This is a genomic window from Pseudomonas brenneri, from assembly GCF_007858285.1.
Lineage (GTDB): Bacteria > Pseudomonadota > Gammaproteobacteria > Pseudomonadales > Pseudomonadaceae > Aquipseudomonas > Aquipseudomonas brenneri.
On the sequence record NZ_VFIL01000004.1, the window covers coordinates 454498 to 472213 of the forward strand.

Consider the following 17716-nt stretch of genomic DNA (forward strand, 5'->3'; position numbering starts at 1 on the left):
ATGAGCGAGAAAAATCCCCTGCCGTTTGCCAAGACCCAATCCAAAGCCATGTTGCTGTGGGTGCTGGCGGTGTTGATCGGCCTGCCGTTGATATTGCCTTCGGCGACCCTGGCCACCGAGATCCTGATCTTTGCCCTCGCCGCCCTGGCCTGCAACCTGCTGCTGGGCTACACCGGGCTGCTGTCGTTTGGCCAAGGCATCTTCTTCGGCGCCGGCGCCTATTGCGCAGCCTTGCTGATGATCCACCTGCAACTGGGCCTGTTCAGCGCGCTGCTCGGCGCGGCGCTGGCCGGTGGGTTCCTGGCGTTCCTGGTGGGCGCCCTGGCGATCCGTCGCACCGGTATCTACTTCGTGATGCTGACCCTGGCCTTCAGCCAGATGGCTTACTTCATCGCCTACACCCTGAGCGACTGGACCGGTGGCGACAACGGCCTGCTCAGCGTGCCGCGCCCGGAAATCCGTATTGGTGACACCGTACTGCTGTCCCTGGCCGACGCCCGGGTGTTCTACGGCTTTGTCGCGGTGCTGTTCCTGTTGATCTTCATCGGCGCACGCCGGGTGATTGCCTCGCCGTTCGGCAGCACGCTGATGGCGATCCGCGAAAACGAAACCCGCGCCTCGGCCATCGGCTACGACACCCGCCATTTCAAGATCCTCGTGTTTGTGCTGTCCGGCGCGGTCACCGGGATTGCCGGGGCGCTGTACGCCATGCTCCTGCACTTTGTGCCGCTGTCCAATATCGACCTGGTGATGTCGGAGAACATCCTGATCATGACCATCGTCGGCGGCACCGGCTCGCTGTTCGGCTCGTTGCTGGGGGCCGGGTCCATTGTGCTGCTGGGGGATTTTCTCTCCGACCTGTGGCCGCGCTGGCTGATGCTGCTGGGGGTGATCCTGATCCTGGTGGTGATCTTTATGCGCGGCGGTTTGTGGGGCGGCCTGTCGGCGCTGTTCGAACGTGTACGTGGCAGCCGTAAGGCCACCGCCGTGACCAAGGAGGAGCTGCTATGAGCATCCTGCTGGAAACCAAAGACCTGGAACTGGCCTACGGTGCATTCCGTGCGGTCAACGGTGTCAACCTCAAGGTCGAAGCCGGCACCATCCATACCATCATCGGCCCCAACGGTGCCGGCAAGACCAGCCTGTTTCACTGCCTGACCGGCGAGCGCCAAGCGACTGCAGGCGCGATTCATTTCGACGGCCAGAACCTGATGCGCAAACCGGCCCACAGCCGCGTGGGCCTGGGCATGGCCCGTTCGTTCCAGCTCACCAGCCTGTTCCAGAACCTTAGCGTGCGCGAGAACCTGCGCCTGGCCGCACAGGGCCGCGACGGCGTCCGCGCCCTGAACTTCTGGCGCCGCGTGGACAGTAAGCGCGAACACCTGGAGATGGCCGACCAAGTCCTGGAACGCCTGCAACTCACCGCCCGCGCCGACACCCTGGCCGGCGAACTGTCCCACGGTCAGCAACGGGTGCTGGAGGTGGGCATGTCGATCTGCTCCAGACCCAAGCTGTTGATGCTCGACGAGCCCACCTCGGGGATGGGCATCGACGATATCCCGATCATGACCCAACTGATCAGCGACCTCGGTCGTGACCACACCGTGCTGTTGATCGAGCACAACATGAGCATCGTCATGTCCATCAGCCAGCGCATCACCGTGATGAGCCACGGGCAGATCCTGGTGGAAGGCACGCCGGAATTCGTACGCGCCGACGAGCGCGTGCGCACTGCTTACCTGGGAGAGGCCGCCTGATGCTGACCGTCGACAATATTCACTCCTACTACGACAAGAGCCACGTCCTTGAGGGCGTGTCCTTGACCGTCAACCCCGGCGAACTGGTGACCCTGCTCGGCCGTAACGGCGCCGGCAAGACCACCACCCTGCGCAGCATCCTGGGGATTATCTGCCCGCGCCAGGGGCAAATTCACTTCAACGGCCAGCCGCTGGTGGGGCAGAAAATCTTTGAGATAGCGCGCCAGGGCCTGGCGCTGGTGCCGGAGAACCGCGGAATCTTCCGCCTGCTGACGGTCGAGGAAAACCTGCGCATCGCCGTGCGCAAGACCAGCCGCTGGCAGATGGAAGACGTGTACGCCATGTTCCCGCGTCTCAAGGAGCGGCGCAAAAACGCCGGCCATGCGTTGTCCGGTGGCGAGCAGCAGATGCTCGCCATCGCCCGCGCCCTGCTCAACGACCCCAAGCTGTTGATCCTCGACGAACCCACCGAAGGCCTGGCCCCGGTGATCGTCGACGAACTGGTAAAGATCCTGCGCAAGATCAAGGACGACGGCCTGCCGGTGCTGCTGGTGGAGCAGAACCTGCTGGTCTGCGACAAGCTCGCCGACCGCCACTACGTACTCGAACAGGGCCGCGTGGTCTACGAAGGCAGCGCCGAGGCCTTTCGCGCCGACCCGACCATCAAGAACCGCTACCTGGCCCTGAGTGCCTGACCGGAGTTTGCAAATGAATAGTTTTACGCAACCGCTCAAGAGCAACGCCCCGCTGATCAACCGCGACCGTCTGTGGCAATCCTTGATGGACCTGGCCCAGCTCGGCGCCACGGCCAAGGGCGGCGTGTGCCGCCTGGCCCTGACCGACCTGGATCGCCAGGCCCGCGACCTGTTCGTGCAGTGGTGCGAGGCCGCCGGCTGCAGCGTCAGCGTGGATGCCATCGGCAATATCTTCGCGCGCCGCGCCGGACGTAACCCTGACCTGCCACCGGTGATGACCGGCAGCCATATCGACACCCAGCCCACGGGCGGCAAGTTCGATGGCTGCTATGGGGTGATGGCCGGCCTGGAAGTGATCCGCACCCTCAATGACTTGCAGATCGAGACCCAGGCACCGATTGAAGTGGTGGTGTGGACCAACGAGGAAGGCTCGCGCTTCCCGCCGTGCATGATGGGTTCCGGGGTGTTTGCCGGCAAATTCGACTTGCAGGAGACCCTCGACAAGCAGGACGAGCAAGGCCTGTCGGTGGGCGCCGAACTGCAACGCATCGGCTACGCCGGCCCGCGCGCAGTGCTCGGGCATCCGGTGGGCGCCTATTTCGAGGCGCATATCGAACAGGGCCCGGTGCTCGAAGACCAGGCCATCACCCTCGGCGTGGTCATGGGCTGCCTGGGCCAGAAGTGGTTCGACCTGACCTTCACCGGCGTCGAAGCCCACGCCGGCCCGACACCGATGCGCCTGCGCAAGGACGCCCTGGTAGGCGCCGCGCAGGTGGTCAGCGCGGTCAACCGGATTGCCCATGAACAACAACCTCATGCCTGCGGCACCGTCGGCTGCCTGAGCCTGCACCCGGGTTCACGCAACGTGATTCCCGGCCAGGTGCAGATGACCATCGACCTGCGCCATCTGCATGCCGACAAGCTGCAAGCGATGGTCGATGAAGTGCGCGAGGTGATCGAGGCAACGGCCAAGCAGCATGGCCTGCGCTATGAACTGACGCCCACCGCCGACTTCCCGCCGCTGGACTTTCACCCTTCTTGCGTCAACGCCGTGCGCGATGCCGCGAGTGTGCTGGGCCTGAGCCATATGGACATTGTCAGCGGCGCCGGGCACGACGCGATCTTTGTCGCCGAACTGGGTCCGGCCGGGATGATCTTTGTGCCGTGCGAAGGCGGCATCAGCCACAACGAAATCGAAAACGCCGCACCGGACGATCTGGCGGCAGGCTGCGCGGTATTGCTGCGGGCCATGGTCAATGCAGCCCAGGGAGGTCACGCGGCATGAGTGATATCGCCAACCTGACGGCCGTGGAACTGCTGGCACGCTACCGGGATAAAAGCCTGTCGCCGGTGGAAGTGACCGAGGACACGTTGCTGCGCATCGAACGCTACAACCCGGTGGTCAACGCGTACTGCCACGTCGACCCCGAGGGTGCCTTGAGCGCAGCACGGGCCTCGCAGCAGCGCTGGCTCAAGGGCCAACCCTGCGGTGCATTGGACGGAGTGCCGGCCTCGATCAAGGACTTGACCCTGACCGTCGGCATGCCCACCCGCAAGGGCTCGCGCACCTCATCCGCTGCCGGGCCGTGGGACGTGGACGCGCCTTTTTCGGCGTTAATGCGCAAGGCCGGCGCGGTGCTGCTGGGCAAGACCACCACCCCGGAATTCGGCTGGAAAGGCGTGACCGACAACCCGCTGTACGGCATCACCCGCAACCCGTGGGACACACGCACCACGGCGGGTGGTTCGTCCGGCGGCGCGGGCGCGGCGGCGGCGCTGAACCTTGGCGTGCTGCACCAGGGCAGCGATGCGGGCGGCTCGATCCGCATTCCCTGCGCGTTTACCGGCACCTTCGGGATCAAGCCGACCTTCGGTTATGTACCGCAATGGCCGGCCAGTTCGATGACCATCCTCTCGCACCTGGGGCCGATGACCCGCACCGTGGAAGATGCCGTGCTGATGCTGCAAACCGTGGCGCAACCGGATGCCAGGGACGGCCTGATCGGCGCACCACGCACCACGCCCTGGCTCACACCGGGCAGTGATCTGAAAGGATTACGCATCGCCTACAGTCCGGACTTTGGCTATGTGAAGGTCGATCCGCAGGTGGCCAAAGTGGTCGCGCAAGCGGTCGCCGGCCTGGTGCAACTGGGGGCACAGGTGGAACAGATCGACCCGGGTTTCAGCGATCCGCTGGAGGTGTTCAACACCTTGTGGTGTGCCGGCGCGGCACGCCTGACCGGGCCACTGACCGGCGCCCAGTGCGCACTGCTCGACCCCGGCCTGCTGCGTATCGCGCAACTGGGCGAACGCCTCAGCCTGGGCGACTACAACGCGGCCCTGGAAGCACGGGCAGCGCTGGTGGCACGCATGGCCGCCTTCCATGAGCACTACGACATACTGGTCTCGCCGATGTTGCCGATCACCGCATTTGACGCCGGGCACAACGTGCCACCGGGCTCCGGTCTGGGTGAATGGATGGAGTGGACGCCGTTCAGCTACCCCTTCAACCTCACCCAGCAACCGGCGGCCTCGGTACCGTGCGGGCTAGCGGCCAATGGGCTGCCGGTGGGGTTGCATGTGGTCGGCGCGCGGTTTGCCGATGAGCAGGTGCTGCGGGTGTGCCAGGCCTATGCCCAGGCATTCCCGACCCAGCACTTGCAGGCGCCAAAAGACCTGGGTTGAAACCCAGCCCAATGTGGGAACTGGCTTGCATTTCACACACCGATTTTCGATTGTCACACTACAATGTCGGTCCTACTCACCCTCGGGACCGACATGGACATCGAACTGGCACGCACCTTCCTGGAAATCACCCGCTGCGGCAGCCTGGCCGCAGCCGCCGAGAAACTGCACGTCACCCAGACCGCCATTACCGCACGGGTGCAGAAGCTCGAAAGCCAGCTCGACAGCACGCTGTTTGTGCGCAACCGCGCCGGGGCGCGGCTGACCGCCGATGGTGAGGCGTTCGTGGTGTATGCCAATCAACTGGTGCAGACCTGGGAGGCCGCGCGCCGCGACCTGCCGCTGCCCGAGGGCTATCGCAATGTGTTGCATATCGGCGGCGAAGTCAGCCTGTGCAACCCGCTGATGCTCGGTTGGGCCAAGGCCCTGCGCGAGCACATCCCCAGCCATGCCCTGCGCACCGAAGTGCGTGACGGTGAATACCTGTTGCGCCAGCTGGAGCTGGGCGTGCTGGACGCCGCGCTGGTGTTCCAGCCGCAGTACTGGCCGGGGCTGCAGGTAGAGCAGGTGCTGGAAGAAAAACTGATCCTGGTACGCCTGGCCGCCCGCCCCGATCCCTATGTGTATATCGACTGGGGCCCGGGCTTTCGCCAGCAACATGACGCCGCCCTGCCCGACAAGGCCCGCGCCGCCGTGAATTTCAACCTCGGGCCGCTGGCCCTGCAGTACATACTGGAGAATGGTGGCAGCGGCTATTTCCGCACACGGGTGGTGCAGAGCTACCTCGCCAGCGGTGTGATGGAGCGCGTGCCCAAGGCCCCGGAGTTCAGTTTCCCGACCTACCTGGTGTACTCGCGCGAACGTGATTCGGCGATCCTGCAGCAGGCTCTGGTGCTGCTGCGCGCAGTCGTCAAGGCCGAGAGCGATTGGTCTCAGCGCTGGGATCCGGTGCTTTGAACCGGTGCCCATGTTAGCCTCCTGATGTTTTCTCCTGGTCTCCCCTGTCGATGAACAAGAAAAAATCCGTCACTATCAGCGACATCGCCAAACGGGTCGGCATGACCACCATCACGGTGTCCCGGGCGCTGAGCAAACCTGACCTGGTCAAACCCGCCACCCTGGCGCGGATCCTCGAAGTCGCGCGCGAGCTTGACTACGTGCCCAACACCTTCGCCCGTGGGCTCAAGCGCAGCGAAAGCCTGATCATCGGGGTGATCACCGCCTCGGTGGACAACCCGTTCTACAGCGAGATGATCAAGGCGATTTCCCGCGAGGCAAAAAAGCACGGCTACACCATCATGCTGGTGGACACCGACGAGCTTGAAGAGCTGGAAAGCAAGGCTGTGGATACGCTGCTGGGCTACCGTGTGGCGGGGATTATCTTGTCACCGGTCTCCGACGAGCCCGACTACCAGCCCGATTACCTGGAACGCCTGGGCAATGGCAAGACCCCGGTAGTGCTGCTCGATCGCACGATCCACGACAGCCCGTTCAGCCGTGTGGTGCTGGACAATTACCACAGTGGAATCGAGGCAGCGCAGTACCTGTTGCGCCAGAACCCGGCGCTCAAGCGCTTGTTGGTGCTGACCGGGCCCGAGCATTCACGGATCACCGTGGAGCGCCTCAAGGGCCTGCGCGAAGTGCTGGTCAGCCACCCCCAGGTGCACGTCGAAGTGTGCGCCGGCGACTACACCCTGATGCCCTCCTACCTGCACACCCTCGACTACCTGGCCGCGCACACCGCACCGGATGCGATCATGGGTTTCAACCAATTGATCACCCTCGGCGCCTTGCGCGCCTTGCGCATGCACAACATCCCCCACGACAGCCTGACCATCTGCGGCATCGACCGCCTGCCCTTCGCCGATATCTTCGGCGTGCCGATTGCCTGCGTGGCCCACGATGCTTCGCTGGCCGGCAGCAGTGCGGTGCGCCTGCTGCTCGACCGCCTGCAAGACCCGTACAAACCCCGAGACAAGGTGGTGATTGCCGGCACTCTGGAGAACGGCTAGCGGCTGGTGTAGCCACCATCGATTGGCAGGCTGACACCGCTGATCATGCTCGCCGCCGCGCTCAACAGAAACAGCACCGGCAACGCCACTTCGTGCGGCTGGGCGAAACGTCCCAAGGGTATCGCCGCCAGCGCCGGGTCGCGCTTGGCCGGATCGGACCAGGCCTGTTGCGCCATAGGTGTCAGGGTCACGGTGGGGTTGACGCTGTTGACCCGGATCCCGAAGCGCCCCCATTCGGCACATTGCACGCGAGTGATCGCATCCAGGGCAGCCTTGGACGCGCAATAGCCGAGGTGATCGTCCAGCGCCACCAGTGAAGCCTGACTGGAGACGTTGACGATGCTGCCGGCAATCTGCGCTGCGATCATTGCCGCCGCGACCCGACTGGCCACTTGCGCAGCGGCGCGCGCATTGACGTTCATCACCTGATCGAAGGCCGCGCTGCTGATAGCCGCTGCTGGTTCCAGGCGCGAGATACCGGCGCAGTTGACCAGGCCGTGCATGGCCGGCAAATCCTTGAGGGCCAAATCCAGGACCGCGCTGTTGGCGATATCCAGGCACAGGGTTTCGCAACCCAATTGCGCGAGGGCGTTGGCGTCACGGCCGATGGCGAAGACCTGGGCCCCGCTGGCGATCAGTTGCACGGCGATTTCCCGGCCAATGCCACTGGTGGCGCCGGTGACGAGGATGCGTTGGTCGGTGAAGTCGAAGGTGGTGGTCATGAATGAATATCCCAAAAACAATGAAGATCAATGTGGGAGCTGGCTTGCCTGCTCCCACATTTTGGTCCGTGTGCACTTAGTGGCTTTGCAAACTGTGCATGACGGGTTTCAGCGCGGGATAGAGCTGCAAGTAGTCGGCAAACGCCCGGTCATAGACCTGCACATGCTCAGCCTTGGGCTCAGCTCGCAGCTCCAGTTGTACCCAGCCCTTTTCCATCTGCGCCGTGTCCACCAACCCCACCGTATGCGCAGCCAGCAACGCCGCCCCCAGCGCTGCTTCCACTTCCTGGACAATCGTGTACACCGGGTAGCGGGTAACATCCGCAATAATCTGCATCCACAAATCCGAATGGCTCGCCCCGCCCACCACGATCAACCGCGGGTCCAGTGAATGCGCGCCCTGCGTGCCCGCCTCGATGTTGTGCCGCAGGGCAAACGTCACTCCTTCCAACACCGCGCGATACAGGTGAATACGGCTGTGATACAGGTTCAGGCCGACAAAACTGCCACTGGCACGGTCATCCCATACCGGACTGCGTTCGCCCATCAGGTACGGCAGGAACAGCAGCCCTTCACTGCCGGCCGGAATCTTCGCCGCGCTCTGCTCCAGCAACCACAGGCTATCCTGGCCGGTGTCCCGGGCCTGCTGCTCCTCGGCCTGGCAGAACTGCTCGCGAAACCAGCTCACCGAGGCCCCGGCGGTAATCGTCCCGCCAAAGATGTACAGGTCCTGCTGGCCGTTGTAGACATGGGGCATGCTCACCAGACCGTGATGAGCATCGACCTGTTGGTTGAGATAGCCCCAGCACATGCTGGTGCCGATCATCGCCACGTGGTTGCCCGGCCGGGTAACACCGGCCGCCAGGGTGGCCATGGCCGCGTCGACACCACCGGCGAGGATCGGCATGCCCACCGGCAAGCCCAGGCGCCGGGCCCATTCAGGCAGCAGGCCACCCACCACTTCGCCGGAGTACAGCAAGCGCTCGGGCATCATCGCCAACGGGATATCCAGCGCCGCCAGCATCTCGGCGGACCAGCTCCGCGCGGCCACATCGTAGACGCCACCGATATTGCCCGCGCTGCTGTGATCCACCGCCACCTCACCGGTCAGGCAGTAGTTGATATAACTGTTGGGCGGTAGCAAATAGCGTGTGCTGGCCCAGACCTCAGGTTGGTGCTGCTTGAGCCAGAGCATCTTGGTAAAGCCGTAGTAGCTGTCCAGCGAATTGCCGGTAACCTCGAACAGACGCTGCTGGTCGACATGCTCACGCACCCAGGCCACCTGCTCGCCGGCACGCCGATCCATCCAGATCAGGCACGGATGCAGCGGCTTGATAGCGGCATTCACGGCAATTCCCGAGCCGCCGTAAAGGCTGCTGATACACAACGCCTTGACCGCATCCGTTGGCACACCGGCCTTGGCCATGCACTGGTTGACGCAACTTTCGACCGCATCCAGCCAGACCTGCGGCCACTGTTCGGCCCAGCGTACTTTCGGGGTATCCACACGATAACCCTGGCTGTGCTGGGCGATGATCCGGCCCTCGCCATCCACCAGCAACGCCTTGGTGCTTTGCGTGCCGATGTCCACACCCATGACGTAGTTCATCGTCACGGCGCCGGTTTCAACAGGACTTTGATCGACTTCACCGAGTTGGCCAGGTCGAACGCTTCGGCCCAGTTATCCAGTGGAAAGTCATGGGTGACGATGCCCTTGGACGTCACCAGGCCACGCTCGAACAGGTCGATAGCCACCGGATAGCAATAGGGGCCCAGGTGCGCACCGCGTACGTCCAGCTCCTTGCGGTCGCCGATGATCGACCAGTCGGCGCTGGTCTCGGCACCGAACACGCTGAACTCGACAAAGCGCCCCAGTTTGCGGATCAGTTCCAGGCCCTGGGTCACACCGGCCGGCACCCCAGTGGTCTCGATGTACACGTCGCACCCGTAGTTGTCGGTCAGGCCATTGATGATCTCGCGGGCGTTGTCGCGGGACGGGTTGATCACCACATCGGCGCCGTATTTTTTCGCCAGTTCCAGGCGTTCGTCGACCATGTCGATGACCACCAGTTTTTTCGGGGTTTTCAGTGCCGCCACCTGGACCATGCACAGGCCCAGGGTACCGGCACCGGCAATCACCACCACGTCATCAAGTTGCAGGTCACCACGGTTGACGGTATGGATCGCGCAAGCCATCGGCTCGATCAACGCCGAATCTTCAAGGGACACCGACTCGGGAATCTTGTGCACGATGGCTGTCTTGGGGATACGCATGTACTGGGCCATGCCGCCTTCGGCCACTTCGCGCTGGAAGCCAAAGATATTGTGCACCTCGCACATCCAGTACTTGCCGGACTTGCAGAAGCGGCATTTGCCGCAAGGCACGATCTGCTCGGCGATTACCTTGTCGCCAACCTTGACCTCAAAGTGCTCCTCGGCGCCCTCGCCGACTTGTTCCACATAGCCAAAGAACTCATGCCCCGGCACTACCGGCGCCTTGACCCACGGGTTGTCGCCGCCCCAGAACATCGCCGCGCCCGAGTGGCATTTGCAGTCACTGGCGCAGATCCCGCAGGCGGCAATGCGGATCACCAATTCATTGGGCCGCGCCTGGGGTTTGCCGATGCGCTCCAGGCGATAGTCTTTCGGGCCGTGGCAGACGACGGCTTGCATTTGGGTGTGCTTATCCATGGTGTACTGACCTTTATTGAAGATGAGAGAGCCCGTCGCGGCCACGGCGGCCGAGTTGCGGTGATGCGTTTTTTTACTTGTGGCGCTGGCGGCTGATAAAGATCGCCAGCAAAATAATTGCGCCCTTGATCACGCTCTGCACATAGGGCGAGACCCCGAGCATGTTCAGGCCGTTGTTCAAGACCCCCAGCAGCATGGCGCCGAGCAAGGTGCCGACAATCACCCCGCGCCCACCGGCAATCGAGGCGCCGCCCAGGACCACGGCGGCAATCGCATCCAGTTCGAAACCGATGCCTGCGTTGGGCTGGCCACTCATCAGGCGCGAGGTCAGCACCAGTCCGGCAATCGCTGCGGTCAAACCGCTGAGGCCGTATACCAGCAATTTGAAACGCGCCGCCCGCACCCCGGACAAACGCACGGCCTCTTCATTGCCGCCAATCGCGTAGATATAACGGCCGATGCGCGTGTGTTGCAGCAGCACATAAGCCACGAGATAGGTAACCAGCATGATCAGGATCGGCACCTGGATACCGAACAGGCTTTCGCGGCCAAAGAAGCCGAACCACTCCGGCAACCCGGAAATCGGATAGCCGTCGGTGTACATCAGTCCAAAGCCACGGGCGATGCCCATGGTCGCCAGGGTGACAATGATCGGAGGCATATGCAGGTAGGCCACGAACAGACCGTTGCCGACACCAAACGCCACGCCGATCAGCAGCCCGGCGCCAATGGCCAGGCCGGGCGGCAGGCCCGCGACCATCAGGCCGGCGGTCAACGTGCCGGACAAGGCCATCACCGGCCCCACCGACAAATCGATGCCGCCCGTGAGGATCACGCAGGTCATGCCCACCGCGATGATCGCGTTGATCGACACCTGGCGCGCAATGTTCGACAGGTTGCTGGCAGTGAGGAAGTTGTCGCTGGCCACGATCATCACGGCCGTGACCACCAATAGCCCGATAAACGGATAAAACGCTGGCGAGCGCACCAGCCGCGCCAGGTTCAGGCGCAGCCAGCCGGTCTCGGCGCGGTTAATGGACGTATTCACTTGAGCCCCCTGTTGCATGGCGCATGACCTCTTGTGGGTTGACGGCGGACGCTTCCAGTACCTTGACGATGGCGCCCTTGTGGAACACGGCGACGCGGTCGCACATGCCGATGATTTCCGGCAGCTCCGAGGAAATCATGATGATTGCGTAGCCTTGCTCGGTGAGCTTGCGCATCAGCGCGTAGATCTGTGCCTTGGCGCCGACGTCAATGCCACGGGTGGGTTCGTCGAACACCAGCACGTCGCAGTGATGGTTGATCCAGCGCGCAATCACCACTTTCTGCTGGTTGCCGCCACTGAGGTTGAACACCCGGCTTTCGCCGCTCGGCGCCTTGATCGATAGCTGTCGCATCAGTTCATCGACACTGGCGCACTCCTTGGTCTTGTCGATCAGGCCGCTGGCGCCCTGGTACTTGCGCAGGTTGTTGATCGAGATGTTTTCGCGAATGCTGAAATCGGTGATCAGGCCTTCGCTCTTACGGCTTTCCGGTAGCAGGCCGATGCCCTGGGCCAAGGCTTGGGCCGGGTCGTCGAGGCTGACTTTTACCCCGCGTAGCCACACATCCTTGGTCACTGACGGCAGTGCGCCCATCATGCCCAGGGCCAATTCGGTGCGGCCCGAACCGACCAACCCGGCAAAGCCGAGGATCTCGCCCTGATGCAGTTGGAACTGGTTGTGCGGACCATTGCGCTTGAGCTGGATGTCCTTGACCTCCAGCAGCAGCGGCCCGCGCTCGGCTGTAGGCTTGGCTGGGAAACTGCACTCCAGGCGCCGGCCGACCATCATTTCTACCAGGCGGTCGATATCACTGTCGGCCACATCGGTGACCCCGGCATTGCCGCCGTCGCGCAGCACGCTGATGCGGTCGCAGACCTGGAAAATCTCCTCCAGGTGATGGGAGATAAATATCACTGCCACGCCCTGGCGCTTGAGTTCACGCATGATGTCGAACAGCAGTTCGGCCTCGCTCGGCGTAAGGGTGGCGGTGGGCTCATCGAGTACCAGCAGCCGCGCGTCCAGGGCCAGGGCCTTGGCGATTTCGACAAACTGTTGCTCGGCCACGCTCAGGTGCTTCACCGGGCATTGCAGGTCGATGCTCACCCCCAGGCGCTGGAACAACGCCTGGGACGCTTGATGCATGTCGCGCTTGCGCAGCAGGCCGAAGCGGTTGTTCAGCTCGTGGCCGAGGAAGATGTTTTCCACCGCCGTGAGGTAGGGAATCAGGCTGAACTCCTGGAACACAATGCCGATGCCAGCGGCGATCGCATCGCGGTACGTGGCGAACTGCTGCGCCTGGCCGTCAATCAGGATGCGCCCTTCGTCCTGGTGCTCGACTCCGCCGAGGATTTTCATCAGGGTCGATTTACCCGCGCCATTTTCCCCGAGCAAGGCGTGAATCTCACCGCGCTCCACTTGCAGGTTGATGGACTTGAGGGCTTGCACCCCCGGGTAGCGCTTACAGATATTTTCCAGTTGCAAAAGACTGCTCATACCGCCGACCTCTCGTTCAGAAGGATGCCCGATGCCCCACCATTGACGTGGGGCACGGACGGTTTACCAGCTGAAGTCCTTGGCCTTGGCCTGATCGATCAGGGCAATATCCACCGGGATGGTGGCCGGCACTTGCGAGCCCCACTTCTTGGCCAGGGCGATGCCCAGGGCCAGGCGGATCTGGTCGCGTGGGTACTGCGCCGACGTGGCAATGAACTTGCTGCCAGGCTTGAGGATGGCCTTGATCGCTTCCGGCGCACCATCGACGCTGACCAGCTTGACGTCCATGCCGCTGGCCTCGATGGCCGACAGTGCGCCGAGGGAGCCGTTGTCATTGACGCTGAAAATGCCCTTGAGCGTGGGTTGGGCCTGGAGCATGTTTTCGGTCACGGTCAGCGCCTGGTCACGCTCCTGCTTGCCGTTCTGGATACTCACGATCTTGATCTCCGGGTGCTTGGCCACCGCCTCCTTGCAACCGCGCACCCGCTCCAGGATCGGCACCACGGCGATGCCGTCGAGGATTGCGATATTGCCTTTGTCACCGATGTTTTTGGCCAGGTATTCACAGGCCTGGAAGCCGGCATCGAAGTTCTTTGAGCCAACAAAGGAGTCCAACGGACCATCGGCCTGGGCATCGACTGCGACCACCACCACACCAGCGGCATGGGCCGATTTGACGGCGGACTGCACGCCCACCGAGTCCGTGGGGTTGATCAGCAGGATATCGATACCTTTTTGCAGCATGTCCTCGACGTCACTGACCTGTTTGGACACGTCGTGGCGGGCATCGGTGATGATCAGTTGTGCACCAATAGTCGCTGCCGCTTCTTGCAGGGCGTCTTTCATGGTGACGAAGTAAGGGTTGTTGATTTCCTGGAAGGATGCGCCGATACGCAGAGGCGCAGGCTGGGTGTCGGCCAGGGCGACGGTGGAGATGCTTAGAGCCAACAAACACAGGGTTTTCGGAAGCATTTTCATGGCGTGGATCTCTGTTTTGTTTTTATTTTTAGAGCAAATGTTATCGTTAACATTTTGTCAGAAGCTAACAAGGAAATGATGGCGGTGCAAGCCCCTTGAGATATCCCCAGGCCGGACTAAGCTTGGTCCCCAACAAAAAATATAACGAGCACCGCCATGACCCATCCCACCGAGGCCTTTCGCGAACGCTACCGCGCCGCTGTCCACCCGCGCTACAACCCGTGGCTGCATGCCGGCTTTGTGCTCAGCTACGGTTTGCTCTGCATCATCCTGGCCTGGGGCAGCACCCAGCACATTCAGGCTTGGGAATGGCTGGCCGTGCCCCTGACGCTGGTGTTCTTCAACCTGTGTATCTACCTCGTCCACCGCCACCTTGGCCATCATAAACACGGGTTTGCCAAGCTGTTCTATGCGCGCCACACGGGTGATCATCACAGTTTCTTCACCCCCGGCCATATGACTTACGACAGCCCCAGGGACTGGCGGGTGATCCTGTTTCCGGCCTGGCTGATCATCCTCCACAGCCTGGCCGTCACCCTCCCCGCCTGGTGGCTGCTCAAGCAGCTCAATCCCAACGTCGCCGGGTTGTTCGCCGGATGTATGATCCTGGGCTACCTACTCTACGAAATCTTCCATGCCTGTGAGCACCTGCCACCCGACCATCCCCTGGCCCGCTTGCCGTGGATCCGGCATATGCACCAACTTCACGCGTTGCACCACCGTCGCGAGTTGATGCAAGGCCGCAACTTCAACATCGTGCTGCCGCTGATGGATTATCTGTTCGGCACGTTGCACTGGGAGCCTGCCACGCGCCCCTCCAAAGACTCTCGGGAAGCACCATGAGCCAAAAATTCCGTCATTTGCTGTTGTTGGTATTGATCGCCGTCGTGGCCTTTCTGCTGCTGATGCCCACCGAGGTCCAGCCGGTCAATTGGGCGCCGCCCAAGGCACCCTCGATGCAGGATGGGCCTTACAGCGAGAACCTACGCCTGAAGGATGTCCAGCGCATCGGCGCCCAGGACATTGCCGGGCCCGAGGCGTTGCTGGTGGATGCCCAGGGTTTGCTGGTCACCGGCCTGCATGATGGACGGATCATCCGCACCGCGCCCGACAGCCAGACCCTGGAAGTGCTGGCCAACACCGGCGGCCGCCCGCTGGGCCTGGCACAGCATCCGGACGGGCGCCTGATCATTGCCGATGGGGTCAAGGGCCTGCTGGCGCTGGACGCCCAGCGCAAACTGACCACCCTGAGCACCAGCGCCAATGGCGTGCCTTTCGGTTTCACCGATGATGTGACGGTGGACGCCGCCGGGCGCTACGCCTATTTCAGCGACGCCTCCAGCCGCTGGGGTTATGGCCAGGATGGAGAGGCGGTCATCGAACATGGTGGCGATGGCCGGCTGCTGCGCTATGACTTTCACAATGGCCAGACCGAGCTGTTGCTCGATCAACTGCAATTCGCCAACGGCGTAGCGCTGGGACCGGATGAAAGTTATGTGCTGGTCAATGAAACCGGGGCCTATCGCATCAGCCGCTATTGGCTCAAGGGCGACAAGGCGGGCACCCATGATCTGTTTATCGACAACTTGCCGGGGCTGCCGGACAACCTCACCTTCAACGGTCGGGATCGGTTCTGGGTGGCGCTGTACTCACCGCGTAACCCACTGCTCGATGGCTTGGCCGGTTACCCCGCGATACGCAAGATGATGGTGCGGGCGCTGATGGTGGTGCCCAAGCCCATCGAACGCAAAGCCTTTGTGCTGGGGCTGGATGTACAGGGCCAGGTGGTCGCCAACCTGCAAGATGGCAGCGCGGGCAACTATTCACCGATTACCAGCGCCCGCGAACATGGCGAGTGGCTGTACCTGGGCTCGCTGAAGAACACCCGCATGGCGCGCTTGCCGCTGAAGCTGGCATTGGCTTTGTAGGAAACGACGAAGCCCTCAAGACTTGAGGGCTTCGTCGCCGGCAAGCCGGCGCCTATAGAGGTGGGCGGGGTTAACGCACGATGGTCTGGCTGCAAATGTGGCCCAGGCTTACATACTGCGTGATGTTGCCGCCTACGCCCACGCCCGGGAACTCCTTGAGCTCGATGCGCCAGCCGCCCATGTTGAACCAGGTCCGCCAGTTGTACGTCTGGCCGGACGAACTGTCCGGGTAGACCACATTCAGATCGCCGGAGCAGGTACCCAGGTCGACACTGCCAGAGGCCGCGCCGGTGATGCCAGTCTTGGCCTCGTAGTCGACCCAGTGGTAGTTGATGGTGTCATCAAAGCGCTTGTCGACCCGCAGCACCGGGGTCACGCCGCGCAGCGGCTCGCCGGTGCTGTCCGACCATTGGGTGCTCCAGCTCAGGCTGCGGGCGGCCTGGGTAGCCAGTTGCATGATCGAGCTGGGGATACGCACCACGTTGTCGCCGTTCACATTGTTCTGGTTCAGTCGTGGCGCCGAGCCAAAGGACAGGATGTAGCGCGCCTGTGGGTTGAGTGCCACTGCCGGGTTGGCCCGTACCCGTACCTTAACGGTGTAGCCAGGGGTCAGGCTTGGGTAGGTGGAGGTGTTGTTCGGCTGGATCACCACCCAGTTGTTGCCATCGAAGCGCTCGAAGATCCACTGGTTGCGAGTGCCCTCGCCATCATCGCCCAGGAACATGCCCACGCCCTGGCCACGCAACGAGGTGAAGTCGAAGTAATCGACATCGTTGACGCTGTCGAGGTTACCGGCCACCTGGTTCAAGGCATCCGGCAACGCGAACGCGGTTTGCGCAGTGTCGTTGGGCTCGAAGGCGTCGATATTGCTGTCCACGGCGACACCAAAGCTGAACTGCCCATTGCTCGCGGTGTTGGCCACCATGTACCAGTAATAGTCGCCGGCGGGCATCACGCCATTGAGGTATTCGTCGGCGCTGCCTGCGTTATCAGAGGTGCCCAGTAGCGTCAGGTTGCCCTGGCCGTCGTCATGAAACAGGCTCAGCGACATATTGGTGCCGGCACTCTGGTTCAGCAGTTGCAGCTGGATGCGCGCGCTTTGCGCCAGGTTGAAGTGGTAGGCAACTTCCGCCCCGGTTTCCACGCCGGTCACGTTGTACAGGGTGTTGATATCCAGGGTCGGGAACAACGGTGCAAAGGCTGCAATCGCTGCGCCTTGCAGTTGTTTCTCATTGGGTTTTTTCAGCTCGCCAACCACCGTATCCATCGGCGCGCTGCTGACTGCGGCCTTACTTGCCACAGCCCTGGCCTTGCCGGCCTTGGCCGCCTTGAGCTTTTGCTTGATTTCGGTCGCAAGCTTCGACGGATCAACCTGGCCACCGATTTTAAGCACCTGGTCGACCGCACGCTTGACCGCCTGCGCGGACAGTTTGGCAGGGGTTTGCGAAGGGTATTGCTCGGCCAGGGCAAACGCCGAAACAAAGCAGGAGGCCGCCATGGCCGCACCCAGCATAAAGGCTTTTTTTGATTTCATTTTTTATCCATCCATAGTTAAAAAATTTGTGGCTTTGGTGCGCGGTGAAATCCGTTCACCTGGGATGGACTGTAGGTTTATACTGTATATTTGTACAGTATTTTTTGAAATAAATGCGAGAAAGGTGTGCGCAGTGCCGTAGGAAGAAACGACAAAGCCCAGGCAGTGCTGGGC

At 62.3% G+C, this 17716-nt stretch carries 16 protein-coding genes; 9 read left to right on the top strand and 7 right to left on the bottom strand.

The window, feature by feature from the left end:
* The 7 genes from FJD34_RS11360 (at position 1) to FJD34_RS11390 (ending at position 7149) form a co-directional block, all read left to right on the top strand.
* Positions 1-1011: a branched-chain amino acid ABC transporter permease gene (locus FJD34_RS11360; RefSeq protein ID WP_032863685.1), complete on the top strand. Its 1011-nt coding sequence runs from the start codon at positions 1-3 to the stop codon at positions 1009-1011.
* The gene (locus FJD34_RS11365) at positions 1008-1757 is read left to right on the top strand and encodes an ABC transporter ATP-binding protein (protein WP_032863687.1); all 750 of its coding nucleotides are present in this window, start codon (positions 1008-1010) and stop codon (positions 1755-1757) included. Before FJD34_RS11360 ends, FJD34_RS11365 begins: the two co-directional genes overlap by 4 nt.
* Positions 1757-2452: an ABC transporter ATP-binding protein gene (locus FJD34_RS11370; RefSeq protein WP_032863689.1), complete on the top strand. Its 696-nt coding sequence runs from the start codon at positions 1757-1759 to the stop codon at positions 2450-2452. Before FJD34_RS11365 ends, FJD34_RS11370 begins: the two co-directional genes overlap by 1 nt.
* 13 nt (positions 2453-2465) lie before the next feature.
* On the top strand, positions 2466-3737 hold the full coding sequence (locus FJD34_RS11375) for a Zn-dependent hydrolase (protein WP_090290788.1): 1272 nt from the start codon (positions 2466-2468) through the stop codon (positions 3735-3737).
* Positions 3734-5137, top strand: coding sequence for an amidase (locus FJD34_RS11380; protein WP_090290787.1), 1404 nt, complete (start codon positions 3734-3736; stop codon positions 5135-5137). The genes FJD34_RS11375 and FJD34_RS11380 overlap by 4 nt, the downstream gene beginning before the upstream one ends.
* 93 nt (positions 5138-5230) lie before the next feature.
* Positions 5231-6094: a LysR family transcriptional regulator gene (locus FJD34_RS11385; RefSeq protein ID WP_032863701.1), complete on the top strand. Its 864-nt coding sequence runs from the start codon at positions 5231-5233 to the stop codon at positions 6092-6094.
* A gap of 50 nt (positions 6095-6144) precedes the next feature.
* Positions 6145-7149: a LacI family DNA-binding transcriptional regulator gene (locus FJD34_RS11390; RefSeq protein ID WP_065943742.1), complete on the top strand. Its 1005-nt coding sequence runs from the start codon at positions 6145-6147 to the stop codon at positions 7147-7149.
* Here FJD34_RS11390 and FJD34_RS11395 read toward each other — a convergent pair.
* The 6 genes from FJD34_RS11395 to FJD34_RS11420 all read right to left on the bottom strand — a co-directional run bounded on the left by FJD34_RS11395 (position 7146) and on the right by FJD34_RS11420 (position 14080).
* Positions 7146-7871 carry an SDR family oxidoreductase gene (locus FJD34_RS11395; protein ID WP_032863703.1) on the bottom strand — a complete coding sequence of 242 codons (726 nt, stop codon included), beginning with the start codon at positions 7869-7871 and terminating at the stop codon, positions 7146-7148. The genes FJD34_RS11390 and FJD34_RS11395 overlap by 4 nt on opposite strands.
* A gap of 76 nt (positions 7872-7947) precedes the next feature.
* A complete protein-coding gene (locus FJD34_RS11400; protein WP_032863704.1) occupies positions 7948-9480 on the bottom strand; it encodes an FGGY-family carbohydrate kinase in 1533 nt (510 codons plus the stop codon).
* Positions 9481-9482: 2 nt separating this feature from the next.
* Positions 9483-10562, bottom strand: coding sequence for an alcohol dehydrogenase catalytic domain-containing protein (locus tag FJD34_RS11405; RefSeq protein WP_032863705.1), 1080 nt, complete (start codon positions 10560-10562; stop codon positions 9483-9485).
* Between the two features lie 73 nt (positions 10563-10635).
* On the bottom strand, positions 10636-11628 hold the full coding sequence (locus FJD34_RS11410) for an ABC transporter permease (RefSeq protein ID WP_090293086.1): 993 nt from the start codon (positions 11626-11628) through the stop codon (positions 10636-10638).
* Positions 11594-13102, bottom strand: coding sequence for a sugar ABC transporter ATP-binding protein (locus FJD34_RS11415; protein WP_065943745.1), 1509 nt, complete (start codon positions 13100-13102; stop codon positions 11594-11596). The genes FJD34_RS11410 and FJD34_RS11415 overlap by 35 nt, the downstream gene beginning before the upstream one ends.
* 63 nt (positions 13103-13165) lie before the next feature.
* Positions 13166-14080, bottom strand: a complete 915-nt coding sequence (locus FJD34_RS11420) for a substrate-binding domain-containing protein (protein ID WP_090290786.1) — start codon at positions 14078-14080, stop codon at positions 13166-13168.
* 156 nt (positions 14081-14236) lie between these two features.
* Between FJD34_RS11420 and FJD34_RS11425 the strand changes: the two genes are divergently transcribed.
* On the top strand, positions 14237-14923 hold the full coding sequence (locus FJD34_RS11425; protein WP_090290785.1) for a sterol desaturase family protein: 687 nt from the start codon (positions 14237-14239) through the stop codon (positions 14921-14923).
* Positions 14920-16008 carry an SMP-30/gluconolactonase/LRE family protein gene (locus FJD34_RS11430; RefSeq protein WP_065943746.1) on the top strand — a complete coding sequence of 363 codons (1089 nt, stop codon included), beginning with the start codon at positions 14920-14922 and terminating at the stop codon, positions 16006-16008. Before FJD34_RS11425 ends, FJD34_RS11430 begins: the two co-directional genes overlap by 4 nt.
* Positions 16009-16078: 70 nt before the next feature.
* Here the strand turns inward: FJD34_RS11430 and FJD34_RS11435 are convergent, their stop codons facing one another.
* Positions 16079-17542, bottom strand: a complete 1464-nt coding sequence (locus FJD34_RS11435; protein WP_090290784.1) for a hypothetical protein — start codon at positions 17540-17542, stop codon at positions 16079-16081.
* Between the last annotated feature and the right edge of the window lie 174 nt (positions 17543-17716).